Annotated in this window: 27 protein-coding genes; 15 read left to right on the forward strand and 12 right to left on the reverse strand. The window is 59.6% G+C overall.

The annotated features are described in order from the left end of the window. Window positions 1–19: 19 nt before the first annotated feature. On the reverse strand, window positions 20–1,501 hold the full coding sequence (locus NIBR502773_RS23865; protein WP_141157104.1) for a methyl-accepting chemotaxis protein: 1,482 nt from the start codon (window positions 1,499–1,501) through the stop codon (window positions 20–22). A gap of 96 nt (window positions 1,502–1,597) precedes the next feature. Further along, window positions 1,598–2,404 (reverse strand): TatD family hydrolase, encoded by an 807-nt coding sequence (locus NIBR502773_RS23870; RefSeq protein WP_141157105.1) that lies wholly within the window; start codon window positions 2,402–2,404, stop codon window positions 1,598–1,600. Window positions 2,405–2,639: 235 nt separating this feature from the next. Between NIBR502773_RS23870 and NIBR502773_RS23875 the strand changes: the two genes are divergently transcribed. The 3 genes from NIBR502773_RS23875 (at window position 2,640) to NIBR502773_RS23885 (ending at window position 5,169) form a co-directional block, all read left to right on the forward strand. Beyond that, the gene (locus tag NIBR502773_RS23875) at window positions 2,640–4,061 is read left to right on the forward strand and encodes a transglycosylase SLT domain-containing protein (protein ID WP_141157106.1); all 1,422 of its coding nucleotides are present in this window, start codon (window positions 2,640–2,642) and stop codon (window positions 4,059–4,061) included. A 103-nt stretch (window positions 4,062–4,164) separates the two neighbouring features. After that, entirely contained in the window at window positions 4,165–4,599 is a 435-nt protein-coding gene (locus NIBR502773_RS23880; RefSeq protein WP_141157107.1) for a DoxX family protein, read from the forward strand. 261 nt (window positions 4,600–4,860) lie between these two features. Further along, the gene (locus NIBR502773_RS23885) at window positions 4,861–5,169 is read left to right on the forward strand and encodes a hypothetical protein (protein ID WP_065924423.1); all 309 of its coding nucleotides are present in this window, start codon (window positions 4,861–4,863) and stop codon (window positions 5,167–5,169) included. Window positions 5,170–5,173: 4 nt separating this feature from the next. Here NIBR502773_RS23885 and NIBR502773_RS23890 read toward each other — a convergent pair whose 3' ends face one another. Genes NIBR502773_RS23890 through NIBR502773_RS23900 form a run of 3 tightly spaced genes read right to left on the reverse strand, consistent with a single transcriptional unit; the run spans window position 5,174 to window position 8,583 of the window. Beyond that, complete coding sequence (locus NIBR502773_RS23890; RefSeq protein WP_141157108.1) at window positions 5,174–6,919, reverse strand: Gldg family protein; 1,746 nt, start codon at window positions 6,917–6,919, stop codon at window positions 5,174–5,176. Between the two features lie 15 nt (window positions 6,920–6,934). Next, window positions 6,935–7,660 carry an ABC transporter permease gene (locus NIBR502773_RS23895; protein ID WP_141157109.1) on the reverse strand — a complete coding sequence of 242 codons (726 nt, stop codon included), beginning with the start codon at window positions 7,658–7,660 and terminating at the stop codon, window positions 6,935–6,937. Next, window positions 7,657–8,583, reverse strand: a complete 927-nt coding sequence (locus tag NIBR502773_RS23900) for an ATP-binding cassette domain-containing protein (RefSeq protein ID WP_141157110.1) — start codon at window positions 8,581–8,583, stop codon at window positions 7,657–7,659. The genes NIBR502773_RS23895 and NIBR502773_RS23900 overlap by 4 nt, the downstream gene beginning before the upstream one ends. Window positions 8,584–8,795: 212 nt before the next feature. Here NIBR502773_RS23900 and NIBR502773_RS23905 point away from each other — a divergent pair, with 212 nt between their 5' ends. Together NIBR502773_RS23905 and greB are read left to right on the forward strand one after the other, a co-directional pair. Then, window positions 8,796–9,764, forward strand: coding sequence for a hypothetical protein (locus NIBR502773_RS23905; protein ID WP_141157111.1), 969 nt, complete (start codon window positions 8,796–8,798; stop codon window positions 9,762–9,764). A 113-nt stretch (window positions 9,765–9,877) separates the two neighbouring features. Next, a complete protein-coding gene (greB, locus tag NIBR502773_RS23910; protein WP_027606972.1) occupies window positions 9,878–10,351 on the forward strand; it encodes a transcription elongation factor GreB in 474 nt (157 codons plus the stop codon). Between the two features lie 46 nt (window positions 10,352–10,397). Here the strand turns inward: greB and NIBR502773_RS23915 are convergent, their stop codons facing one another. Both NIBR502773_RS23915 and NIBR502773_RS23920 read right to left on the reverse strand, forming a co-directional pair. After that, complete coding sequence (locus NIBR502773_RS23915; RefSeq protein ID WP_141157112.1) at window positions 10,398–12,908, reverse strand: ABC transporter permease; 2,511 nt, start codon at window positions 12,906–12,908, stop codon at window positions 10,398–10,400. Continuing rightward, window positions 12,908–13,591 (reverse strand): ABC transporter ATP-binding protein, encoded by a 684-nt coding sequence (locus tag NIBR502773_RS23920; RefSeq protein WP_005786391.1) that lies wholly within the window; start codon window positions 13,589–13,591, stop codon window positions 12,908–12,910. Before NIBR502773_RS23920 ends, NIBR502773_RS23915 begins: the two co-directional genes overlap by 1 nt. 10 nt (window positions 13,592–13,601) lie before the next feature. On the opposite strand from NIBR502773_RS23920, the gene NIBR502773_RS23925 reads away from it, so the two are divergent. The 3 genes from NIBR502773_RS23925 to NIBR502773_RS23935 all read left to right on the forward strand — a co-directional run bounded on the left by NIBR502773_RS23925 (window position 13,602) and on the right by NIBR502773_RS23935 (window position 15,602). Beyond that, the gene (locus NIBR502773_RS23925) at window positions 13,602–14,207 is read left to right on the forward strand and encodes an arylesterase (RefSeq protein ID WP_065939983.1); all 606 of its coding nucleotides are present in this window, start codon (window positions 13,602–13,604) and stop codon (window positions 14,205–14,207) included. A gap of 58 nt (window positions 14,208–14,265) precedes the next feature. Next, window positions 14,266–14,559: a hypothetical protein gene (locus NIBR502773_RS23930; RefSeq protein ID WP_003172705.1), complete on the forward strand. Its 294-nt coding sequence runs from the start codon at window positions 14,266–14,268 to the stop codon at window positions 14,557–14,559. Window positions 14,560–14,633: 74 nt separating this feature from the next. Next, window positions 14,634–15,602 (forward strand): L,D-transpeptidase family protein, encoded by a 969-nt coding sequence (locus NIBR502773_RS23935; RefSeq protein WP_027606975.1) that lies wholly within the window; start codon window positions 14,634–14,636, stop codon window positions 15,600–15,602. Window positions 15,603–15,741: 139 nt separating this feature from the next. Here the strand turns inward: NIBR502773_RS23935 and oprI are convergent, their stop codons facing one another. Further along, the gene (gene oprI / locus NIBR502773_RS23940; RefSeq protein WP_003172710.1) at window positions 15,742–15,993 is read right to left on the reverse strand and encodes an outer membrane lipoprotei OprI; all 252 of its coding nucleotides are present in this window, start codon (window positions 15,991–15,993) and stop codon (window positions 15,742–15,744) included. 611 nt (window positions 15,994–16,604) lie between these two features. Between oprI and NIBR502773_RS23945 the strand changes: the two genes are divergently transcribed. Continuing rightward, window positions 16,605–16,886 (forward strand): GNAT family N-acetyltransferase, encoded by a 282-nt coding sequence (locus NIBR502773_RS23945; RefSeq protein WP_027606976.1) that lies wholly within the window; start codon window positions 16,605–16,607, stop codon window positions 16,884–16,886. 72 nt (window positions 16,887–16,958) lie between these two features. Here NIBR502773_RS23945 and NIBR502773_RS23950 read toward each other — a convergent pair whose 3' ends face one another. Further along, the gene (locus NIBR502773_RS23950) at window positions 16,959–18,035 is read right to left on the reverse strand and encodes a 3-deoxy-7-phosphoheptulonate synthase (protein WP_141157114.1); all 1,077 of its coding nucleotides are present in this window, start codon (window positions 18,033–18,035) and stop codon (window positions 16,959–16,961) included. A 129-nt stretch (window positions 18,036–18,164) separates the two neighbouring features. Further along, a complete protein-coding gene (locus NIBR502773_RS23955; protein ID WP_065924429.1) occupies window positions 18,165–18,599 on the reverse strand; it encodes a PilZ domain-containing protein in 435 nt (144 codons plus the stop codon). On the opposite strand from NIBR502773_RS23955, the gene NIBR502773_RS23960 reads away from it, so the two are divergent. The 5 genes from NIBR502773_RS23960 to cysB all read left to right on the forward strand — a co-directional run bounded on the left by NIBR502773_RS23960 (window position 18,598) and on the right by cysB (window position 22,499). Next, window positions 18,598–18,984 carry a thioredoxin gene (locus tag NIBR502773_RS23960; RefSeq protein WP_141157115.1) on the forward strand — a complete coding sequence of 129 codons (387 nt, stop codon included), beginning with the start codon at window positions 18,598–18,600 and terminating at the stop codon, window positions 18,982–18,984. The genes NIBR502773_RS23955 and NIBR502773_RS23960 overlap by 2 nt on opposite strands. Beyond that, complete coding sequence (locus NIBR502773_RS23965; protein WP_141157116.1) at window positions 18,981–19,934, forward strand: putative 2-dehydropantoate 2-reductase; 954 nt, start codon at window positions 18,981–18,983, stop codon at window positions 19,932–19,934. The genes NIBR502773_RS23960 and NIBR502773_RS23965 overlap by 4 nt, the downstream gene beginning before the upstream one ends. Window positions 19,935–19,949: 15 nt before the next feature. Then, a complete protein-coding gene (locus tag NIBR502773_RS23970) occupies window positions 19,950–20,867 on the forward strand; it encodes a 5'-nucleotidase (RefSeq protein ID WP_027606981.1) in 918 nt (305 codons plus the stop codon). A gap of 53 nt (window positions 20,868–20,920) precedes the next feature. After that, a complete protein-coding gene (locus NIBR502773_RS23975) occupies window positions 20,921–21,421 on the forward strand; it encodes a universal stress protein (RefSeq protein ID WP_141157117.1) in 501 nt (166 codons plus the stop codon). Between the two features lie 103 nt (window positions 21,422–21,524). Then, complete coding sequence (gene cysB / locus NIBR502773_RS23980) at window positions 21,525–22,499, forward strand: HTH-type transcriptional regulator CysB (protein ID WP_003189876.1); 975 nt, start codon at window positions 21,525–21,527, stop codon at window positions 22,497–22,499. A 5-nt stretch (window positions 22,500–22,504) separates the two neighbouring features. Here cysB and NIBR502773_RS23985 read toward each other — a convergent pair whose 3' ends face one another. Beyond that, window positions 22,505–22,987: a GreA/GreB family elongation factor gene (locus NIBR502773_RS23985; RefSeq protein WP_027606983.1), complete on the reverse strand. Its 483-nt coding sequence runs from the start codon at window positions 22,985–22,987 to the stop codon at window positions 22,505–22,507. Window positions 22,988–22,992: 5 nt separating this feature from the next. Then, window positions 22,993–23,361 (reverse strand): hypothetical protein, encoded by a 369-nt coding sequence (locus NIBR502773_RS23990; RefSeq protein WP_115488068.1) that lies wholly within the window; start codon window positions 23,359–23,361, stop codon window positions 22,993–22,995. Window positions 23,362–23,493: 132 nt separating this feature from the next. Here NIBR502773_RS23990 and earP point away from each other — a divergent pair, with 132 nt between their 5' ends. After that, on the forward strand, window positions 23,494–24,627 hold the full coding sequence (earP, locus tag NIBR502773_RS23995; protein ID WP_115488069.1) for an elongation factor P maturation arginine rhamnosyltransferase EarP: 1,134 nt from the start codon (window positions 23,494–23,496) through the stop codon (window positions 24,625–24,627). Window positions 24,628–24,661 lie beyond the last annotated feature (34 nt).

Consider the following 24,661-nt stretch of genomic DNA (forward strand, 5'->3'; position numbering starts at 1 on the left):
GATTACAGGTGGAGAAGCCCTACAGCTTCAGTTGCCCAATCGCCTTGCTCAACTCACCAGCCAACGTTGCCAGCTCATTGCTGGTGGTCGCCGAATCCACCGTCTGTTGCACGGTGTTCTCGGTCACATCACGAATGCTCACCACTGCGCGGTTCATCTCTTCGGCCACGTGGCTTTGCTGTTCGGCGGCGACGGCGATCTGGGTGTTGCTTTCACGCATTTGCGCCACGGCGCTGGTGATTTCGGCGAGTGCTGTGCCGGCTTCCAGGGCTTGTTGTACGCAGTCGTCGGCCTTGAACGAGCTTTCCTGCATGAAGTCCACCGCGTCGCGGGTGCCGGCCTGCAGCGCCGAGACCATGCGGGTGATTTCGTCGGTGGAGCTTTGCACGCGCTTGGCCAGGTTGCGCACTTCGTCGGCGACCACGGCAAACCCACGGCCCATTTCCCCGGCGCGAGCAGCTTCGATGGCGGCGTTGAGGGCGAGCAGATTGGTCTGTTCGGCGATGCTGTGGATCACACTGACCACGCTGTTGATTTTCTGGCTGTCTTCGGCCAGTTTCTGGATCATTTCGGCGGTCTGTTGCACGCCGGAAGACAGGCCGGCGATTGAATGCTGTACGCGGGTGACCACGTCCTGACCGCTGCCAGCGAGGGTATCGGCGGACTGGGACAAGTCGCGGGTGGCGCCGGCATGTTGGGCGATGTGGTAGACGGTGGCGGTCATTTCGTTGATGGCGGTGGCGGCCTGGTCGGTCTCGCTTTGCTGGCCAAGCATGCCGTGTTGTACCTCGTTCATGCTGCTGGCCAATCGAGCGGCACCCTCGTCCAGAAGCTTGGCGGTGCGCGCCACGGTGCTGACCACGCGCTGATAACCGGCTTGCATGGCATTGAAGGCGCTGGCCATCTGGCCGACTTCATCCTTGCAGGCCAATGGCACGCGGGCCGACAGGTCGCCGGTTTTCTCCACGTGCAGCATCACGTCCTTGAGGGTGTTTAGTTGGCTGAGCAGGAAGCGGATCAGCAATTGGGAGGCGCAGAGCATCGCCAGCATCAGGATCAGCACCGCCACGGCATAGTTGGCGAAGCGTTCACTGAATACCTGGCTCAGGCTGGGGGCGCGGGCGAGCACGGCGATGTACTGCCCATCAGGGCGGGCGATCACTTCAGCGCCCATCAGCGTGTTTTCGCCGAACAGCGGCATGGGGTTGAGTTCGACCCAACCCGTGTTGCTGCTCAGGGCTGACAGATCCTGATCGGCCAGCTGTGGGGCTTGGCCTCGGGCAAACGTCAGCCAGTGCTCGCTCTTGGGCAGGGCCTTGTCGGCCGGCCAGGCACCGAGCAATTGCGCCTGGGCCTGGGCCGAGGCCTGGGACGCATGGCTGCGCGATTGCTGTTCGAGATGCACGGCATACAGCACCAGAAGCAGGGTCGTGATAAAGGCGACCGCGTTGACGGCCCAGAATTTGTATTTCAGCGAGATATTGCTAAGCCAGGCACCCATGGAAGGTTTTCTCTGATAGCGGAAACAGCATTGGCAAGGTGCCATTATTGTGCCGCTACTCAGAAAAGCGGTTTTGACATGGGTCAATGCACCGCATCAATCCACGGCAGGCAGCCCAAAAAACGTGCGGGCACAGGCGGTGCTGTGCTGAGCCAGGTCCTCGGCCGTTTCGTTGCGGTGCAGGGCGACTTCGCGCAGCACTTCCGGTAGGTAGGCGGGTTCGTTACGGCCGTTTTTCGGCTTTGGACGCAGGGTGCGCGGCAGCAGGTAGGGCGCATCGCTTTCCAGCATCAGACGACCACGGGGAATTTCCCTGACCAACGGATGCAGGTGCGTCCCACGGCGCTCATCACAGATCCAGCCGGTAATGCCAATGTGCAAATCGAGATCGAGGTAGCTGAACAGCGCCGGTTGTTCGCCGGTGAAGCAATGCACCACGGCTGCGCTCAGGTGGTCGCGGTAGTCCTTGAGGATCTCCAGCAGGCGCTGGTTGGCGTCGCGCTCGTGGAGAAACACCGGCAGTTTGAGCTCAACCGCCAGCGCCAAGTGCTCTTCGAGGACTTTTTCCTGTTGCGGGCGCGGAGAGAAATCCCGATTGAAATCCAGCCCGCATTCGCCCACTGCACGCACGCGGCTTTCGTTGAGCAAACCACGCAGGCGCCTGGCGCTATCGCCGTTCCAATCGCTGGCGGAGTGGGGGTGGATGCCGGCCGTGCTGAACAGGCGCTGGCCGCTGTCATCGAGGTTGACGCACAGTTCAAAGGCCTGTTCGCTGCCGTCGACGCTGGTGCCGGTGAGCACCAATTGTTGCACCCCGGCGGCATAGGCGCGGTCGAGAACAGCCTGGTGCTTCTCGTCGAAACTGGGGTTGGTCAGGTTGACGCCGATATCAATGAGTTGCATGGTGCTATCTCCGCCTGCGGCCGGAAAGCATATCAGAGCTGTAGATTTATAAGAAAAACTAAGAACTACAACGAGTTATAGCTGTCTTTGAACGTCGCAAGTGACATCGTGATTGGCTGCACGCCTTGCACTGTGCCACCGTTGCGCGTCTTGCCAGCGCTTAAAGCGCTCTGTTTCTGACCCCAACAACTCGTTTTTCGCGAGGGTGTTGGCCAGTATTCTTTCCGGAGAGCGGATGATCCGACCCTCGGCGTTGCTTATGTTGTGCCTGACGCTGCTGCTGCCCGCAGCGGCGCTCGCACGTCTGGACGGGCCACTGGAAGTGACCAGGCCCGGCAAGGTGCGCGATCTGGCGGAAATTCGCTCGAGTCGCACCCTGCGTGTACTGGTCAACCAGAGCCGTAACAGTTCCGGCGAAGTCCAGGGCCAGGCCATTGGTGTCGAATACCATCGCCTGCGTGCGTTCGAGCAATACCTCAATGGCCACGCCCGGGATGGCCAGGAAATCAACCTCAAGATCATTCCCAAGGCCAAGGACCAACTGCTCGGCGCATTGGCCCGTGGCGAAGGTGACCTGGTGGCCCCCGGTGAATTGCTGGATGTGAAGGCCGCACACAAGATCAGCACCAGTGATCCGATCGCCAGCGGTGTGCCGTTATGGCTGGTGGGGGTGAAGGGGGAGCGGCGGTTTACCAAGCTGGAGCAACTGTCCGGACGTACCCTGGCGCTGACCACCGGCAGCGCGGCGGCGGATGCCATCAGCCAGGTCAACCAGAAGCTGGCCTTGCACAAACAGCCGCCGGTAAAAGTGGAATGGGTGGACCCGACCCTCGCGGTTGAGGATGTGCTGGAGATGGTCCAGGCGGGTATTTTTCACCTGACGATCGTCGAGAAGCCGATTGCCGAACGCTGGTCGAAGATCCTGCCCAAGTTGCGTTTCGACAAGCAGGTGGCAATCAGCGAACCGGGCGACGAGTACTGGTTTGTGCGCCAGGATGCCTCGATGCTGCGGGCCAGTATTGACCGATTTCTCAAGACCTATCGCACGCCGTCCGACCAGGACGTGGCATTCCAGCGCATCTATCGGCGCCTCTACCAAGTGCGCAACCCGCTGGCCCGCGTCGACCGCCAGCGCCTGGAAAAACTGCGCCCGGTATTGCAAAAGCACGCCCGTGAGCAAGGCATGGACTGGCTGAACCTCGCGGCGCTGGCGTTCAAGGAGTCGGCTTTCGACCCGGGTGCGCGTAACAGTGGCGGCCCTACCGGCCTGATGCAGATCACCCCTTCGGCAGCGCAGCGGGTGGGCGTCAACAACATCGAAAACCTCGACAGCAATGTGCAGGCCGGCGCGCGTTACCTGGCGTTGATCCGTCGCAAATTCTTCGCCAGCCCCAAGCTCAACGAGCGCGAGCGCATGGCTTTCGTATTGGCCGCGTACAACATGGGGCCGGAGCGGGTGCAGGGCATGCGCGCCGAGGCCAGGCGCCGGGGACTGAACCCCAATCAGTGGTTCTTCCAGGTGGAACGCATCGCCATGGAGCAGGTGGGGATGGGGGCCGTCAGCTATGTGAACAGCGTCAACAAGTACTACTTGGCGTTTGATCGGGAGCGAGAGTCCCTGGAACCGTCGGCGCCGAAAATCGCCTCACGGAAATAATCTATTTTTTCGATGTTAATCAGGCAGTTTTTCGGCTTTTGTCATTGCTTAAACTGATTAATATAGCGGCCAACCAACCCCTACTTCGAAAAGGATCCACCCCATGAGCCCAATGATCAAAAGCGTACTGTCCACTCGTGCCGGCTACGGCCTGACCATCCTGCGCATCTTCGTCGGCATCATCTTTGCCGCCCATGGTTCGCAAAAACTCTTCGGTTGGTTTGGCGGCTATGGCCTGGCGGGCACCGCCCAGTGGATGGAAAGCATTGGCCTGGCGCCGGGCACCCTGATGGCGCTGCTGTCTGGCGGAACCGAGTTCTTTGCCGGCCTGGCACTGATCATCGGTTTGCTGGTACGCCCGGCGGCATTGGGCCTGACCATTCTGTCGCTGGTGGCGATCTTCTCGGTGCATATCCATAACGGCTTGTTCATGGCCAACAACGGTTATGAGTTCGCACTGGCCCTGCTGGGCGGCTCCCTGGCGGTGCTGCTGGAAGGTGCTGGCAAACTGTCTGCCGACCGCGCCATCGCCAACTGACACCTGCGCAAAACTCTGAAAAGGCCCACCACTGTGTGGGCCTTTTCGTTGCTCGGGATTCTTGACACCGCCCCACCGGCTTCTCTAGGATGCTGCGCATGCGCCGATTTAAACAGCTAATTGCGGGGCGCCACAGGGTCTTGATAGAACCCGACAGAAGCCTGTTTTCCCCTGAGGAGGCAACTTCGAAATACCGCTAAAGCGCTGGTTCGGTGTTGCCTCTCACCTGCCCGCAGACTTTTGAGGCAGAGACACGACACGATGAATGCACTACGCCCCCTGATACGCCTGGCCCCGATCACCGCGGACCTCACCCAACGCAATCCAAAAATCCTCCTGGGCGGCAAGCATCAGCCTACGCTCTTACGTTATCTGGACGGGTGGCCACGTCGCAGCGGACGGCCATCGGCATTCTTGATTCAGTTTGTGGAAGATGGCGATTCTCTTGCCCGGTTTGCGAATAACAGCTTCGATCTTGCGGTTATCCAGGCCCCCAGCGCCAGCGACGCGCAGGAAGTCATCCGACAATTGACCCGCATTGCCCGGCAGGGCCTGATTGCCAGGCGTTGAACGCTCAGTAGAGCGCGACTCCCGCCTGTAGTCGACGCCGTCGATTGCAGCGAAAAACCACCCAGGCAACCAGGCATAGCGTCAGGGGGATCGCCAAGGTCACCACCATTTTTATGACGAACTCCAGGCGATGTACCTGCGCGTATGCCTCGGCCCTCAAGGCATGTAATTCCATTGGTAAGCGCAGGCGTTCCTTGTTGAGTGCAACCAATTGGGTGGTGGTGTCTACTGTCTGGGAGCCGAGTGTGATCTGCGTTGGGCGCAGCATTTGCCATTCCTGTTCTGTTCGTAGCAGGCGTTGTTCCAATTCAGTCGCCTTCTGCGCGTAAGCGTGTGCGGCGCTGTCGCGCATCTGGTCCAGCCTGTTCGGCGATCGTTGCGCCGGCGCGCGCGGGCGAATGGTGGTCAGTACATCACCGGCGGACAAGTTATCCAGCGTATTCAAGATAAACAACGTGTTGCTGTCGGGCGCTGGGCTATTGACTTGATCCGTGAGCAAATCGGTGTCGGCGACCACCACCACATGGATCTGCGCCGCTTTTTGCACACCTGCCGGCTGTCCTTCAATGCCATCGGGAAATGCTGAATAGGCAGGCCCCTCTATACGGGCTGCAATCACATGGCGTTGCGCTTGGCTGGAGGCCTCATCGGCCGCTGAATCGAACTCGGGTGCTGAGGCAAGCCGCTTGGTCTCCCGCAACTCGGATTGCCCGGAGCTGTATAGAAGAGGGGTCAGGGTGGTGCGACCTTTCTGGCGGCGAAAGAGCGCGCCGCTGCTCGATACCGTCACGGTATTCAATTTCCAGGTGCTCGGGTCGTCTGTCTTCATCGCCTGCCGGGGCAGGGTCAACCGGCCCGGAAGCTGCACTGTGAGCTTCCCGTTCACAGGGGGAGGCGACGCCGCGTAGCGGTGGTCCAGCAGAAATTTGTCCGCTGGCATCTGTATCCCCCAAGCGGCAAGCAAATCAGGCAGTCGGTTGTTGGCGGATGTGGTGTTCGAGCTTTGCTCGCTCAGGGGGTCGATAAATGCCATCAACTTACCGCCCTTCAAGACAAACTGTTCAATCTGATACATCGCTTGCTCAGGTAACGCCTGTGGATGCACGACCATGAGCGTCTTGACCTGTTCCGGTACGGGGTCGGTGGCCGCTCCCAGATTGACCAGATTGAAATGTCGCTGCAGTTGTTTCAACAATCGACCAGAGGATTCTCCCATCGCCACCCCTGATAGCAGTCCGATAACGGGGCGCTCCGGATGCTGCAACTTGTAGATCAAATGACTGATTTCATATTCGAGCAATGGCTCACGGTCCAAGCTGAATGATTCGATACGTTGTGCCCCGTAGCCGGCTCGCGTACCGATCAGGCCCATGAATCCCCCATTGTTGTCGAGGCCAAACAACTTGGCTTTGTAGGCGTCTTCTGAAAAAGGCATGGGATCTATAAGGTGCAGGTTGATCATGCCTTTCGCTGCTTTTTCGTACTCCATCAACCGGTCTTCGATGCGCTTGCCATAGCGCTTCAAGGCGTAGCTTCGCTCAGGGGCGTCATGGGCATTGAAAAAATACAAATCCATAGGACTTTCCAATGACGCGAGTAGCTGTCGTACTTGAGGCGATAGGGTATGAGTTTTTCCTTGTGAGAAATCCCATCGAATATCCGGAATCTTTCCTACCCAAACTAAGTTAAACGCCAGGAATAGTAACAGGATGACAGTGAGTGTCATGCCGGTGCGCAGAGTAGGTCGCATGGAGGGCTTTCCTTCTCAGCTGTGTTTGTAGTTGAGAGTTACGGTCGTCGCTGCGAGAAACGCTAAGATCATGCTGATGAAGTAAAGCGTGTCGCGAAGTGTCAACTTCCCGTTGTCGATAGCGCTGTATCTCGAAAAAGGGCTGAGGGAAACCAAGCTGTCTACCGCCACAATTGGCGCTTGGTGTTCAAGTGTATCGAGTAAATAAGAGAGCGCGCTGACGATGAGCATTAAGACCACTGTCAGTATGAAAAGGACTGTGCGCTGGCGCACCAGTGTGAAAATAAAAAAACCGACGGCGAGATAACTGCCAGCCAGCAGCCAGCTCGACAAAAATTGCGAGGCAATAATGCTGTTGTCCGCCACGCCCAGGTAGTTGGCAATGATCACGAGAGGGAAGGTCAGCATTAGGGCGGTACCCGCCACGACCCAGGCTGCTAAAAATTTGCCAATAACCCATTCAAACGTGGTGATGGGCAATGTTTTCATCAGGTTGAGAAAGCCGGCATTGGACTCGTCCGCCCAGAGTTGTGCCGCCAGTACAGGAATCAGCAACAAATAGAGCCAGGGGTGTAGCTGGAAGAAAATCTGCAAGTGACCGCTGTCCTGTTCTGGCCACGCACTCATGTGCAACCCCAATGCCACGGACAGTACTGAAAAAATCGCAATGCTCAGATAAGTGCCGGGTGCTCCGGCATAGTGGGCGAGTTGACGCTTGAAAATGACGGGCAGCAGTTTCAACGGCGGATCTCTCGGCTCAGATGGTGAACTACGTCGCTGAGGCGACCAGGCTCCACGCTCAGTGAGTTGATTTTCCAGCGGCGATTGGCGATGAGCGTATTGATATGGGGGTAGATGGTGTGCCCCGGCATAGCCAGGACCGTCACCGTGCCGGGCGCGTGTCGATGTTCTTCAATGCCTGCCACCCCTGGCAGTACGGCGAGAGCCAGCAGATCCAAGGGGGCATCTGCGGTGAGGGTGACCGCCTGGAAATGGCGAGAGTCGCGTTGCAAATCCGGCATGGGGGCATCGGCCACCAGACGATCGCCTGCGATAACCAGCGCGCGCGTACAGAATTCGGACAATTCATCGCTGTGTCGGGAAGCGACGATCACTGTCATTTCCTGCGTCAATGACTGGATGAGGCTTCTGAGTTTGTATTTCTGATCAGATGCCAGCCCTTCGGTCGGTTCATCCAGTAATAGCAAGGCCGGGGTGTGCAGGATGGCCTGGGCAATGGCGACTTTGCGTTCCAACCCCATGGAGAGAGCCTCGAGGGGCGCGTTGAGCACCGGCAACAATTCCAAACGTGTAGCGGCATATTCCACCTGAGCGCGTTTTTCGGTGCCGCGCAGTCCGCGAATGGCTGCGATGTAGTCAAGGAACTCTTTAACCGACATCGTAGGATGACTGACACTCCTATGCAGTTGATAGCCTATGAGTTTTTTTGTTTTAAATGGGTGGGTTTTAGTACTGAAGCCTTGAATGTTTATATGCCCGCTGGAAGGAGTGCTTGAGCCCGATATTACATCGAGAAGGGCTGTTTTAACTGTAGGATTTTCGCCGAATAGTCCCAGGCATTCCTGCTTATTTGCGCTGAATGAAAAATCGCTGATTATTTTTTTATTGTTTGAATGTTTTGTCAGGTTGATTATCTCGATCATTTAGCGTGGTGTGGTCGTAGAAGAGGAGAGTTTGAAAAGGGTACGAGTAATAGCTGTTTTTGGGAACGCCGCTCTGCATTAATAGGAAAACTCCTACGTGCGCGCCAGGCAGGTCGCTGAAACAATTGTTTTGTATTTTTAACCTTTAATTGTTGAGTGAATGTCTGAAAGTTATAGAGACTTTTCGAATTTTGTAAGGAGGCCCGATTACCATGATGCTTCTACGTACCCTTGTTCTTGAACGCGACGGTCAGGATGCTCCGGTCAACGGTGCATTGCTCTGTGGGTTTGCTGTAGGTCAGATTGCCTCCAACTTCCTTGTCTATAGCTTGGATGAAGAGGTTGAGCCTGCGAGTTCCAGAGTTTATATCGCAGCCTTGCGCAAAAAACTTGATCGGTATTTTCTGGGCGGTGTCGAGTCCAAGGAAGACCTGCATGTGGCAATGCATGTCTTCAAGCAGATTCTTACATCGGTGGCGGCAGGCGCCAAGGCGGGTGTTACCGAAACTCAGGTTCCTTATCATTTTATTGATTTGAAAGGCTGCAAGCTGCCGCCTGCAAGGCCCGAAGAACATCACTCGGTGATCATCAAGAAGGCACTGGTGATGAAAGTGATCACCTGGGGAATGTCTGCGCCAGTGATGCCGGCAATCGAAAGTGCTTCATTGATTGTGCCTTCCATCCGTTTCTCGTCGAAAATGAGTTCACCTGTCAGGGGGAATTCACCCGAGCCTGTACATGAACCTGTTGTAGAAGAGTCCCGAGAGATGTCGTTTGACGCACCTGTGGCCATTGCTCAGGATGCACCTGTTGTCCCAAGCCCCGCGGCGCCGCAGCCGCAGCCGCAGCTTCCGGCACCCGCGGATGACGGTACTTTGTCCGAAGTGGGCAGTACGTTGAACAACCTCGCTCGTGTCGCTCAGGAGCTGACCCAACAGAAACTCGCTGCAGTGGAGAGGGAAGCGGCGCTTGATCAATGGCAGGCCCGATTGCAGCAGGAGCAAACCCAGTTGGATGAAAAGGCCCGGGATCTGGAGCAGCGCACCGCCCAACTGCATGACCAGTCCCTGGCAGTCAGTCAGCGAACCGAGGCCCTGAAGGTGATGACCTCGCAAGTATCGGGCTTGCGCCAGAGCCTGCGGGGTGTGCTGCTTGAACTGGATCAGGCCTTGGATGGTTAGACTGGCCTGGCTACTTTCTCGGGTTCATTTATCATCAAAGCCAGTGAACCGACGCCAGGGTGTGATTTCCTGGCCTATCGGTACCTATGGACATTGCCTGGGGATGCATGCGTTTGAGTACCAAGCTGATTACCAAAGAAGGTCATGAAGCGCTGAAGAAAGAGCTGGATTACCTATGGCGCGAAAAGCGTCCGGATACCACACGCAAGGTGACGTGGGCTGCTTCCCTGGGGGATCGCAGTGAGAATGCTGACTATCAGTACAACAAGAAGCTGCTGCGTGAAATCGACCGGAGGGTGCGGTATTTACGCAAGCGTCTGGAAGACATGCGCGTGGTGGAGTACATGCCCGAGCAGGAGGGGAAGGTATTTTTCGGCGCCTGGGTCGAGATTGAAAACGAGCAGGGCGAGACCAAGCGTTTCCGCATCGTCGGTTATGACGAGATTTATGATCGGATGGACTATATCTCCATCGATTCACCAATGGCCCGTGCGCTGCTGCGCAAGGAAGTCGACGATGAGGCCATCGTGCAGACCCCTGGAGGTGAGGTGTGCTGGTGGATCACCGCTATCGAGTACGTGAAGTAAGTGACGTTGACCCGCCCCCCCGTGAGGCAGGCGGGTCATGGAGCGCTCAGCCCTCGCGCAATACCGTCAGCGGGCTGGCGTTCAGCGCACGGCGTGTGCCGAACACCCCGGCACCGCCGATCAATATGGCGCCGATCACAGGCAGCAGCAACAGCCAGGGGTGCGGTTGCCAGGCCAGGTCGAAGGCATAGCGGTACAGCACCCACGTCACCAACTCGGTACCCAGTGCCGCCAGCAAGCCGCTGACTGCGCCCAGCAAGCCAAACTCGATGCGCCGCGCCTTGACCAGCAGCTTGCGCTCCGCGCCCAGTGCTCGCAGCAGTGCACCTTGGCGAATGCGCTCATCCAAGGTGGCTTGCAGGCCGGAGAACAGCACCGCCATCCCAGCGGCCAGCACAAACAACAACACGTACTCCACCGCCAGGGTCACTTGGGCGAGGATGCTGCGCAGTTGCTCCAGCAGCGCCTCGACCTGCAGGATGGTCACCGCCGGAAAGGCGCGGGACAGATCAACGATCTGCTGATCATGCCCTGGCGCGAGGTAGAAGCTGGTCAGGTAGGTGGCCGGCAGGTCCGTCAAGGTTCCCGGTTGGAAAATCATGAAGAAGTTCGGCTGGAAGTTATCCCAGTTGATGGTTCGCAGGCTGGCAACCCGCGCCTCACGGTTTTCCCCGGCGATGGTGAACACCAGGTGATCGTTCAACTTGAGCTTGAGGCTCTGCGCGACCTTGGCCTCCACCGAGACTCCTGGAATTCCATCGCTGGGTTGTTGCGACCACCATGAGCCTTCGGTCAGGGTATTGCCCGGCGGCAGGTCGGCGGCCCAGGTCAGGCTCAGGTCGCGTTGTACGGCACGGTCACCACTGGAGTCCTTGCTGACTATTTCCTGTACCGGCTCGCCATTGATACTGACCAACCGTCCTGGCACGACCGGGTACAGCGGCGCGGATTGCGCCTGCACTTCCAGCAGACGGGCACCAAAGGCTTCCTTATCGGCCGGCAGGATATTCAGGGCGAAATAGTTGGGGGCGTCCTTGGGCAGCTGGTTTTGCCAGGTGTCCAGCAATTCGCCACGCAGCAAGGCGATCAAGCCCATGGACAACAGGATCAGGCCGAACGCCAGGGACTGGCCCGCCGCCGCCAGCGGGTGGCGCAGCAATTGGCCCAGGCCCAGGCGCCAAGGCAGGGACGCCCGGGCCAACAGGCGTCGCAGGCTCTGCAACAGCAGCAGAAGCAAGCCACCCAGAACCAGCGCGGCGACCACGCCGCCGCCCAGCAGGGCGAAGGTCAGCACCAGGTCGAGGCTCAGGCGCCACATGATCAGGCCCAGGGCGAACAACGCGGCGCCGTAGACCATCCAGGTGCTGGACGGGATAGGCAGCAGGTCGCGCCTCAGCACTCGCAGCGGCGGTACGCGACCGAGAGCGGCCAACGGTGGCAGCGCGAAACCCGCGAGAGCAACCAGCCCGGTGCCGATCCCGGCAATGGCCGGCAACAGTCCACCAGGCGGAACATCCGCCGGCAACAGGTCGTGCAGGAAATAGAACAGGCCAAACTGTGCCAGCCAACCGAGCAGGGCGCCGGCCAGGCTCGCCAGCAACCCCAGTACGCTCAATTGCAGGCTGAACAGCAGCATGGCCTCGAGTCGCGATAACCCAAGGCAACGTAGCAACGCACTGGCGTCGAAACGGCGGGTGGCAAAGCGGTTGGCCGACAGGGCCACGGCCACGCCGGCCAACAGCACGGCCACCAGGCTGGCCATGTTCAGGTAGCGCTCGGCTTTGCCCAGGGCGCCGCCGATCTGCTGGTTGCCGTCCCGTGAGTCCTGAAGACGCTGGTTGGCGGCGAGCCCCGGCTTGATCAGGTCTCGATAGGTTTGCAGCGCGGTACTGGCCTGCGGGCCACGCCATAGCTCGCGGTAGCTGACGCGACTGCCCGGCTGGACCACACCGGTGGCGTCCAGGTCCGCCAGGTTGATCATTACCCTGGGCGTCAGACTATAGAAGTTGCCGGCGCGATCCGGTTCGTAGGTCAGTACACGTGCCAGGCGCAAGGTCTTCATGCCCACATCGATACTGTCGCCGACGTTCAGGTCCAGTGCCGTCAGCAGCCGCGACTCGACCCAGGCCTCACCGGGTTTCGGCCCGCCGCCCGGGGTTTCATCCCCAAAGGGGGCTGCTGCGCTCTTAAGCTCACCGCGTAGCGGATACTGCTCGTTGACCGCCTTGATGCTGGAGAGCTGGATACCATTGTCGGTGGCAATGACGCTGGAAAACTCAACCACACGGGCGTGATCCAGGCCCAGCTCGGTCCCGGATCTGATTTGTTCGGGGCGTGCCGGTGAGCTGCCTTCGAGTACCAGGTCGGCGCCGAGGAACTCAGTGGCGCGCAACAGCATGGCGCCGTTGAGGCGGGCGCCGAAATAACCGATGGCGGTACTGGCCGCCACGGCCACCAACAGGGCGAAGAACAACACACGCAATTCGCCGGCGCGGGCATCGCGCAGTAATTGGCGCAGGGCAAGGCTGAACAGGCGCAACAGCGGCAAACGTGCCATCAAGGCTCCAGGGGGGCGACCATCAGGCCGGCTTCAAGGCGGATCAGGCGTCGGCAACGATGAGCCAGGCGCTCGTCATGGGTAACCAGCACCAGGGTCGTGCCGCTTTCTTTATTGAGCTCGAACAGCAGGTCGCTGATGCGCTCACCGGTGTGGCTGTCGAGGTTGCCGGTCGGCTCATCGGCAAACAGCACGTCCGGCTCGGCGGCAAAGGCGCGGGCAATCGCCACCCGTTGCTGTTCGCCCCCGGAAAGCTGGCGAGGGGAGTGGGTCAGGCGCTGGCCGAGGCCCACGCGCTCCAGCAGGTGTCTGGCGCGTTCGCGGGCGTCCTTGCGGCCATCCAGCTCCAACGGCAGCATGACGTTCTCCAGCGCATTGAGGCTGTCGAGCAGTTGGAACGACTGAAACACAAAGCCCACGTGTTCGGCACGGATGCGCGCGCGCTGGTCTTCGTCGAGGGTGCTGAGGGCCTGGCCGGCGAGGGTGACTTCACCGCTGCTGGGCAGGTCGAGGCCGGCGAGCAGGCCGAGGAGGGTGGATTTACCGGAACCGGAGCTGCCGACGATAGCCAGGCTATCGCCCTTGTTCAGTTCCAGGCTCAGTTCGTGCAGGATAGTCAGTTCACCTTCCGCGCTGGGAACCACTTTGCTGAGGTTCCGCGCGGTGAGAATGCTTGCGCCCATGGAGAATCCGATGCGAATGTGGTTTTTGAGTGCTGGCCTGGCCTTGATGTGCATGGCCCAGAACGCAGCGGCGGGTACAGTCCTGATCGTTGGCGATAGTATCAGTGCCGGTTTCGGCCTGGATACCAGCAAAGGGTGGGTTGCATTGCTGCAGCAACGGCTCAAGAAGGAAGGTTTCGACGATAAAGTGGTCAATGCCTCCATCAGCGGCGACACCAGTGCCGGAGGCCTGGCGCGCCTGCCGGCGGCGCTTGCAGAGCATAAGCCGGACGTGGTGGTGATCGAGTTGGGCGGTAACGATGGCCTGCGTGGGCAGCCACCGGCGCAATTGAAACAAAATCTTGCGTCGATGATTGATCAGTCCAAGGCCGGCGGTGCCAAGGTGCTGTTATTGGGGATGCAGTTGCCGCCCAATTATGGTCCGCGATACACCACGGCATTCGCCGAAGTCTTTGGCACGCTGGCCAAGGAAAAAAACATCCCGCTGGTACCGTTTTTCCTTGAAGGCGTGGGTGGTCATCCGGAGCTGATGCAGGCTGATCAACTTCACCCGGCTCTCGGCGCCCAGGGCAAATTGCTGGAAAATGTCTGGCCGACGCTAAAACCGCTGCTATGACGCTTTTCTACCGGCAGGCTTTCGGCTAAGGTGGCGCCCCCCCGATCTGGAGCCCCCGATGTCGCGTCCTGCCTGGTCCCTGTTTAACTACCAACTGATCGAGCCGGACGAGCAGCTGGATCTGTTCGCCTGCCAGGAAGTGCGGGTGCATCTGGTGACGCGTCAATTGGAACTGGGCGGCTCCATCGATCGCACCCTGTGCGGTACGTTATTGCCGGCGCAGCCGCGTTGGTCCCTGGTCGACCGTTCGATTTTCCAGGACCAGCGCCTGTGCCCTTTGTGCCGGGCGATCCTCGAGTCCCAGAAGCGTGGCACGCCGCCAATCTGGCCCGAGTTGCGTTTCGAGTTGTAGGGGGGCAGCTAGAAGCCCGCTTCACGTATACAATCGATTTTTACCTACCCGTCGTTCTGCGAAGGATTTTCCGGATGTTGTCGCGCCTTTCCGTCGTCACCTGCTGCCTGTCTCTTGCTGCCTTGTGTGCGGCCGGTCCTGCCGCCGCCTTGCAGTTGCCCCTGCCTCCACCCGGCGAAGACATCGTCGGGCAGGTCCAGGTGATCAAGGCCAAGTACGAAGACACCTTTGCCGACCTGGGTACCACCTACGACCTGGGCTATTCGGAAATGGTCGCGGCCAATCCGGGCGTCGATGCCTGGTTGCCGGGGGCGGGGACCGAGATCGTCCTGCCGACGCGCTTCATCCTGCCGCCGGGCCCCCGTGAAGGCATCGTGATCAACCTGGCGGAGTATCGGCTCTACTACTTCCCCAAGGGGCAGGACGTGGTCTACACCTTCCCGCTTGGGATTGGTCGTGAAGGCTGGGGCTCGCCCATTGCGCACACCAGCATCATCGCCAAGACGCCGAACCCGACCTGGACGCCGCCGGCCTCGATCAAGGCTGAGCACGCCGCCAACGGCGACCCGCTGCCCAATGTGGTGCCGGCCGGCCCGGACAACCCCCTGGGGCCGTTCAAGTTCACCCTAGGGACGCCGGGGTATCTCATCCACGGTTCCAACATGAAGTTCGGCATCGGCACCCGTACCAGCCACGGTTGCTTCCGCATGTTCAACAACAACGTGCTGGAAATGGCCGGCATGGTCCCGGTGGGGACGTCGGTGCGGATCATCAACGATGCCTACAAGTTCGGCAGCAGCGGCGGCAAGGTCTACCTCGAGGCGCATACGCCCTTGAACGACGATGGCACGCCGTCGGTGGTCGACAAGCACACGGCAGTGATCAACGCTTTGCTCAAGCGTGAAGACCTGGCCAATAACCTGCGGGTGAACTGGGATCAGGTGCGTGATGTGGTCGCGGCCGAAGATGGCCTGCCCACCGAGATCGGTGTGCCAGGTGCTGCACCGATAGCTTCCAGCGCGCCGATCGACCTGCAGCAATAAGCGACTGGCCCGTTCCTGAGCCCGCCACGGCCTGGCGCTGCGGCGGGCTTTTTATTGAGCGGGGGGGCTGGTCCGAATCGCAGGCAATAAAAAAGCCGATCCAAGAATGGATCGGCTTGATAACAATCCCGAGGGATTATTACTTGCGGCTAGCTTTTTCAAGCATACGCAGAGCGCGCTCGTTAGCTTCGTCAGCAGTCTGTTGTGCTTTTTGAGCAGCAGCCAGAGCTTCATCAGCTTTACGGTAGGCTTCGTCTGCACGGGCCTGGGAGCGAGCTGCTGCGTCTTCAGTTGCAGTCAGACGAGCTTCGGTTTCTTTGGAGACGCTGCTGCAACCGGTAGCCAGAACTGCGGCCAGAGCCAGAGCAGAGAATTTCAGAACGTTGTTCATCGTGTTCCCCTTCAAGGACTTTCTATTAAATGGCTACTTTCTCAGAGTGAGCTAATAGCCGGCGTACATACTACCCATTACTTGTAGTAAGTAAACTGACGTAGCGCAAGAAGCAAAAAAAATTCTTGTGCCGAATCTATTTTGGCTAATCTTTTGGACATTCGTATAAAAACCGTACAGTTTTTTGCAGTCTGACGGAGATTGGATCCAGGCTGAGAGGGCCGGCCCGCATGTGTTAAGCCTTGTAAATAGATGAAATTTTATATATCGAGGCTGACACTTTCGTTTGGCTGGCCTTTACCACGCCCCGCATCTTTTGTGCATGTAGAGGTGACTTTAAGAGCGTCTGTTCGTCTCAAGGTTCAACTGCCGGCAATGTTCAGGCCTTCGATCACCGGTTGATCGAGGCCCTTTCTATATCCGCCAGCGGCAGGGATGACGGGTACGCCTTGAGCAATTACAGGATTGGTGCCTACTATTCCCTACGTGCTGGTTGTGAGCGCTCAAGGTTTTCTCGTTGTCGAAACCGGCACGGGGTGGCGTAGATGTTCCTTCGCCGGAAAAACATCGGTAAGGTAGGGGTCAGAATCCAAGACCCGCGAGGAGTAGTGATGAGCGAGGCGTTGTCCATCCACCATGACCAGGCTGGTCATCAGTTCGAGACCAATGTGGACGGTCATCGTGCCTATCTGACCTATATGGACCTCGGGAAGCAGACCCTGGACATCTATCGGACCTTCGTGCCCAACGCACTGCGCGGCCGTGGCATTGCAGCTGCGTTGACCGAGGAAGCGTTGAAGTTTGCCGAAGAGCAAGGCTACACGGTGATCCCGTCGTGTTCCTATGTCGAACGCTACATGGAGCGCCACCAGCGCCATGCCGCGAAGCTTTGAGGCATAAAACGCAGGATGAAAAACGCCGGGCTCAGCCCGGCGTTTTTGTGTGCGCACACTTCAGATACAGGTTCAGCTGCGTTTGCGTTTCGGCAATACGTCCTTGAGCTTGGCGTGCATGCTGCGCAGGGTGTTCTCGGTGGCGGACCAGTCGATGCAGGCATCGGTGATCGACACGCCGTACTGCAAGTCGGCCAGGTCCTTTGGAATCGCCTGGCAGCCCCAGTTCAGGTGGCTCTCGACCATCAGTCCGATAATCGACTGGTTGCCTTCGAGGATCTGGTTGGCGACGTTTTCCATCACCAGCGGCTGCAGGGCCGGGTCCTTGTTGGAGTTGGCGTGGCTGCAGTCGACCATGATGTTCGGCTTGATCCTGGCCTTGTCCAGCGCCTGCTCGCAGAGTGCAACGCTGACCGAGTCATAGTTGGGCTTGCCATTGCCGCCGCGCAACACCACGTGACCGTAGGCATTGCCCTTGGTGGTGACGATGGAGACGCCGCCTTCCTGGTTGATACCCAGGAAACGGTGAGGGCTGGAGACCGATTGCAGCGCGTTGATCGCCACGGTCAGGCCGCCGTCGGTGCCGTTCTTGAAGCCTACGGCCGAAGACAGGCCGGATGCCATTTCGCGGTGGGTCTGCGACTCGGTGGTGCGCGCGCCGATGGCCGACCAGCTGATCAGGTCCTGCAGGTACTGCGGGGAGATCGGGTCGAGGGCTTCGGTAGCAGTGGGCAGGCCCATTTCGGCCAGGTCCAGCAGCAACTTGCGACCGATGTGCAAGCCGTCCTGGATCTTGAACGAGTCGTCCAGGTACGGGTCGTTGATCAAGCCTTTCCAGCCCACGGTGGTACGCGGCTTCTCGAAATACACGCGCATCACCAGGTACAAGGTGTCGGACACTTCCGCCGCCAGCACTTTGAGGCGCTCGGCGTATTCGTGGGCAGCCTTGAGGTCGTGGATCGAGCAAGGCCCGATCACGACGAAGAGGCGGTGGTCGGTGCCATCGAGAATGTCACGGATGACTTCGCGGCCTTTGGTGACGGTCTGCAGGGCAGCGTCGCTCAGAGGGATTTCGCGCTTGAGCTGATCGGGTGTGATCAGGGTCTCGTTGGATTCGACGTTTAGGTCATTGATCGGTAAATCAGCCATCGTGTTACTCGCCAGGGTCACGGGTGCCGGCCGCCAGCCATCCCCGTGCGGCGGGCACAGCATGATTTGAATGCAGGGGGAGGAACCTTAGCGCGTAACACGGGCCCGCGACAATGGGCAAAGCCCGCTTTAATCCAGCGCTGGCCGCACAAACGTCTCGTGGGCGAACTCGCCGGCATGGCGCGCCACCCACTCACGGGCCAGGGCTTCGAGTTGCTGCGGGGTCGGCTCGGCATCTTCGTGCTGGCGGCAGTAGCGCTCTATCCGGCATGCTTGCTCACCCATTCGCGCCCCGAACAACGCATGTTCATCGGTAAACGAAATGCCCACGCGGTAGCCGTTTTCCACCTTGCGACACCACGCCACATACCCCGGATAGCGGGCCGTGGCGCCCAGGGAGGGAATGTGCAGGTCAACGGCCGTGCCCTGGCGCCATGCGCGGGGCCAATTGCAGGCAACGCCGCCCAGGCCGATAGTGTGCAGGCGTTGGCGGGGGATGGCGGGAGAGGGGCGTTGGATTAACTCGACAGCGACATCATCAGGGTGAGGTAAAAAACGACCCATGTACACGGACTCCAAGCACCGTCCAGTTGACGGCGGTGGCAGCAGTATAGTGAAGGAACTGGAATTGACCGACCTGGATATTGACCAGCAATTGCTGGGATTGCCAGGTATTTCGCTGGTGGTGTTCATCAGCGTGGGGTGTTCCAGTTGCCGTTGGGCGCGCCAGCAGTTGCCGGGCTGGCGTTTGCCGGTGGACCGCGTGTGCTGGGTGGATGCCGGGCACAACGGCGGTGCGGTCGAACGCTACCAGATCTTTCATTTGCCGGCGTTGTTCGTGGTGTGCGAGGGTCAGTTCCTCGGGCAAATACAGACACGTCTTACGCTTTCTGACCTGACCGAAACCATTGACCAAGCACTTAGCCGCACTCCGGAGGAACTGCCATGACAGTACAGTCGCCACGTATCGGCATTATCGGCACCGGCGCCATTGGTGGCTTCTATGGAGTGATGCTGGCACGCGCGGGCTTCGACGTGCACTTCCTGCTGCGCAGCGAATATGCAGCGGTCAGCGAGCACGGCCTGCGCGTCAATAGCAGCGTGCATGGCAACCTGCACCTGCACCCGGTGCAAGCCTACGCCCGTGCCGCCGACATGCCGGCGTGCGACTGGTTGCTGGTGGGCACCAAGTCCACCGGCAATGTCGAGCTTGCCCCAACCCTTGCCCAGGTCGCGGCGCCGGACGCCAAGGTGGTGTTGCTGCAAAACGGCCTGGATGTCGAAGACAGTCTGCGTGAACACCTGCCGCCATCCCTGCATCTACTGGGCGGGCTGTGCTACATCGGCGTACACCGCTCCGCGCCTGGCGTCGTCGAGCATCAGGCGTTGGGCCGGGTCAACCTGGGCTACCACAGCGGCACGGCCGCCAACGATGAGGCCCGCCAGAAGGCTATTGTCGAAGCCGGTGCCGCGTTGTTTCATAAGGCCGGCATCGAGTCCCAGGCCATGGCCAATGTGCATCAGGCCCGCTGGCACAAGCTGGTGTGGAACGTGCCTTACAATGGCCTCTCCGTACTGTTGGGAACGGGTACCACGGCAATGATGGCGGACGAATCCAGCCGCGAGCTGATCCAGGCGCTGATGGCCGAAGTGGTGCAGGGTGCCCATGCCTGCGGCCATGAAATCCCCGGCAGTTACGCCGAGCAGATGTTCGCCATGACGAAAACCATGGACGATTACCTGCCCAGCATGTACCACGACCATATACATAAACGCCCGCTGGAACTGGCGGCGATCTATGGGCGACCGCTCGCTGCCGCCAAGGCCGCAGGTTGCGAATTGCCACGAATGCAGGCGCTGTACCAGGCCTTGAGCTTTATTGATCGGCGTAACCGCTGATTCGGGGGACGTACCATGGCAAAGGGATTGGGCGACAAACTGGTGCTGGCGATTTCCTCGCGGGCGCTGTTCGACCTGAGCGACAGCCACAAGGTCTACCTGGCCCAAGGGGTGGAGGCCTACCGTAAATACCAGATCGAACACGAGGAAGAGATCCTCGAGCCCGGTGACGCCTTTCCGCTGGTCAAGAAGCTGCTGAGCCTCAATGCCAGCCTGGGCCGTGCTCGGGTCGAGGTGGTGCTGGTGTCGCGCAACAGTGCCGACACCGGCTTGCGCGTGTTCAATTCCATCCAGCATTACGGCCTGGATATTTCCCGCGCAGCCTTTGTCGGTGGGCGTAGTCCTTATCCTTATTTGGCGGCGTTTGGCTGTCATCTGTTTCTTTCCACCCATGCTGAAGATGTACGTAGCGCCCTCGATGCCGGCTTTGCCGCCGCGACGATTCTGTCGGGCGGTCCGCGCCGGGCGTCCAGCGAAGAGCTGCGGATCGCCTTCGACGGTGACGCGGTGCTGTTCTCCGATGAGTCGGAGCGCGTGTATCAGGCCGGCGGGCTGGAGGCATTCCAGGCCAGCGAGCGCGAGTCGGCACGCCAGCCTTTGCACGGTGGCCCGTTCAAGGGGTTCCTGGCGGCACTCAACTTGTTGCAGCGTGAGTTTCCAGACGAGGCCTGTCCGATCCGCACAGCCTTGGTCACCGCCCGTTCGGCGCCTTCCCACGAGCGGGTGATTCGGACCTTGCGTGAGTGGGACATCCGACTGGATGAGTCACTGTTTCTCGGCGGCCTGGAAAAGTCCGCCTTCCTGGAGGCGTTTGCCGCGGATGTGTTTTTCGATGACCAGGCCGGTCACTGCGAGAAAGCCAGGGAGGTGGTGGCCACCGGGCATGTGCCCCATGGCATCAGTAACGAGGTGAGGATTCAGGCCGAGACTTAGGGGCGCTGCTAAGCTCATTCAATCTCCTCCATCCTGGCCGTCCGGGAGGTTTTATGATTCGTTCGATGCTGTACGCCACGGACCTTGGTCTGTACGCGCCGTATGTGATGCAACATGCACTGGCGCTGGCACGAACGTTCAAGGCTGACCTGGATGTGATTCATGTGGTCGAGCCCATCGGGTTGTTCGCCGAATCGGTGTTGCAGAGCTACCTTGATGAGAAGGCCTTGAGTGAATGGCAGAGCCAGGGGCTGAGCACTGTCATGGCGACCATTGAGCAACGGGTGCTGGACAGTTTTCGCGAAGAATTGGGGGGTGAGGGCCAGGATCTTGAACTGATTCGCTCGGTACGGGTGATTCAGGGCGACCCGTGCGAAGTGATACTCGAGCAGTTGCGCAAATTGTCCGTCGACCTGTTGATCGTCGGCAGCCACAGCCATGCCACGGCGGCCGCCACACCGCTTGGGCGCACCGCTGCACGGGTGCTGCAATTGTCTAGCGTGCCGGTTTACCTGGTGCCTGCGTTACAGCGTCGACGCAGTGATGACGTGTGACGCTGAAAAACGATAAAAAGTTCTAGATTTATCTGTCAAACCTTTAATATAGTTATATACCGTCGCTGATACCCGTGGCGTCTATCTGCTTTGAGGGACACATATGAAGCTTCAACAACTGCGCTACATCTGGGAAGTGGCGCACCACGACCTCAACGTTTCCGCTACCGCTCAAAGCCTTTACACCTCCCAACCCGGTATCAGCAAGCAGATCCGCCTGCTCGAAGACGAGCTGGGCGTCGAAGTGTTCGCACGCAGCGGCAAGCACCTCACCCGCGTCACCCCGGCCGGTGAACGCATCATCACCACCGCCGGCGAGATCCTGCGCAAAGTCGAGAGTATCAAGCAGATCGCCCAGGAATTCTCCAACGAGAAGAAAGGCACCTTGTCGATTGCCACGACCCACACCCAGGCGCGTTACGCATTGCCGCCGGTGATCCGCGATTTCATCAAGCAATACCCGGACGTGGCGCTGCACATGCATCAAGGCTCGCCGATGCAGATCGCCGAGATGGCCGCCGACGGCACCGTCGATTTCGCCATCGCCACCGAAGCCTTGGAGCTGTTCGGTGACCTGGTGATGATGCCGTGCTACCGCTGGAACCGTTGCGTCGTCGTGCCCCAGGGTCACCCATTGGCCAAGTTGCCGAAGCTGACCCTGGAAGCCCTGGCCGAGTACCCGATCGTCACCTACGTCTTCGGTTTCACCGGCCGCTCCAAGCTCGACGAAGCCTTCAGCCATCGTGGCCTGACGCCGAAAGTGGTGTTCACCGCCGCCGACGCCGACGTCATCAAGACCTATGTGCGCCTGGGCCTGGGCGTTGGCATCGTTGCCAAGATGGCGGTCGATACCAACCTCGATAAAGACCTGGTGGTGCTGGATGCCAGCGAGCTGTTCGAGTCCAGTGTGACCAAGATCGGCTTCCGCCGTGGCACCTTCCTGCGGGGCTTCATGTGCGACTTCATCGAGAAGTTCGCCCCGCACCTCACCCGCGAAGTCATGGCCAAGGCGATCCAGTGCCACAACAAGCAGGAACTGGAAGAGCTGTTCGACGGCGTGGAATTGCCCGTCCATTAAGGGGGTTACTTGGCCTCGGTAACCGTAAAGTGTTGCCGGGCGCCTGCCACCAGAATCTCCACCTCATCACCTTCGAACTTGCCCAGCAGGCTTTTGCCCAAGGGTGAACGCGGGGTGATGACGGTCACCGGTTGCCCGACCACGTCCACCTTCAAACCCGCCGCATCCGGTGCCAGGAACAGCCACTGCTGGCGGCCGTTTTCGTCTTCCAGGCCCAGCAATGTGCCGACTTCTATGCCACGTTGATCATCGTACGCACGCAGTGGCAGGTTCTGGCACAGCGCCAGCGCCTGCTTGATTTCCTCGACGCGCCTGGCTTGCCCGGCTGCCAGGTAAGACGCCTCCAGCCCGAGGGTGTCGTATTTGTTTTCGGCGATATTTTCTTCGTGGGTCGCGGTTTCGTAGGCGGTCTGCGCGGCGCGCTGGGCAATGTCGAGGTCGACGGTGAGTTTTTCCAGGATCAGCTGGTGAACAGCGTGTTTATTCATGGTCATCAATCGCAGAATTGCAGGACATTGGCCCGGGTCTTTTCATTCGGTGCGTTCTGGTCCTGCTGTAGCCAGAACTGGCATTTTGGGTTGGACAGGTTGCGTGCGTTATTGCGGGCCTGGTCCAGGGCCTGCTGTTGTTCCTGCTTCTGCAGGTTCTGTTGGTACTGCTCGAACATACGGTTCGGCGGCTCCGGTGCAACCGCCGCAGGTTTGCCCAGTTGCTCAACGGCCTGGGCTACAGGCGCCAGGCTTTGCGGGAACAGATAGCGCGACGCCAGCCAACTGGTCAGCGCAATGGCGATAAACCCCAGCCACAGCCCCAGGGCAATGGCGAGCGTGAGTTTGGGCAGCGACAACGAGCGATCGGACATGATGGCCTCCTGGCAGACATTAACGGCATGGCGGCGATTGTCGCACAGCCACTGTGCAGAATAATCGCGATCAAGCCTTCTGCATCGGCGCATTTATGCGGACAATCGAGCCTTTGAGCGTTGGAGCCCGGAATGAAAGCCCGCTGGGATATTTTTTGCAGCGTCGTCGATAACTATGGCGACATCGGCGTGACCTGGCGCCTGGCCCGGCAATTGGTGGCGGAGCAGGGGTGCGAGGTGCGCTTGTGGGTCGACGACCTGCGCGCCTTCGAGCGTATGTGCCCCGAGATTGATGTGCGCCTGGACGAGCAATGGCAAGAGGGTGTCGATGTGCGCCATTGGCCGGCCGTGTGGTCGAGCGCACCGGCAGCCGATGTGGTGATCGCCGCCTTCGCCTGCCAGTTGCCGCCTGACTACATGGAAGCCATGGCCGTGCGTGAACGTACGCCGTTGTGGATGAACCTGGATTACCTCAGTGCCGAAGACTGGGTAGTGGGGTGTCATCGGTTGCCCTCGGTGAAGTTCAAGGGCGTGCAGAAGTACTTCTTTTTCCCAGGGTTCCGACCCGGTACGGGCGGGCTGTTACGCGAGGCCGGGTTGCTGGAACAGCGTCAGGCGTTTCAGCAGGATGCCGCTGCACAGCGGCAATTCCTGCAAGGTCTGGGTGTGTTTCCGGCACCGGGTGCGCGGCTGATCTCGTTGTTCGCCTACGAAAACGCCGGGCTGGCCAGTTGGCTGGATGCACTCTCGACCGACGGGCACGCCACTCATCTCTTGGTGCCGGAAGGGCGCATCCTCGGTGATGTGCAGCATTGGCTCGGTGTCGAAAGCCTGGCGGTGGGGGACGTCCATCAACGCAACGCCCTGACCGTGCAGGTGCTGCCGTTTGTGCGCCAGGAGCAATATGACCGCCTGCTGTGGTGTTGCGACTTCAACGCCGTGCGCGGCGAAGACTCGTTCGTGCGCGCCCAATGGGCCGGGCGGCCGCTGCTGTGGCACATCTATCGTCAGGACGAAGACATCCACCTGGACAAGCTCGACGCCTTCCTGGACCTGTACACCGCCGCCCTGTCACCGGCCGCGAAGGCTGCCCTGGTCGAACTCTGGCAAGCCTGGAACACTGATGGCGATATGGCATACGCGTGGAAAATGCTGCTGCCGCACTGGCCTGAGTTAACTCAGCACGCGCAGACGTGGTGTCTGGAACAAGGCTTGCAGGCCGATCTTGCGACGGCGCTGGTACAGTTTTATGAAAGTTGGATATGATACGCGACCTTGATTTTTGTAATCCCATCCAAAT

Source organism: Pseudomonas sp. NIBRBAC000502773, from assembly GCF_006517195.1.
Lineage (GTDB): Bacteria > Pseudomonadota > Gammaproteobacteria > Pseudomonadales > Pseudomonadaceae > Aquipseudomonas > Aquipseudomonas marginalis.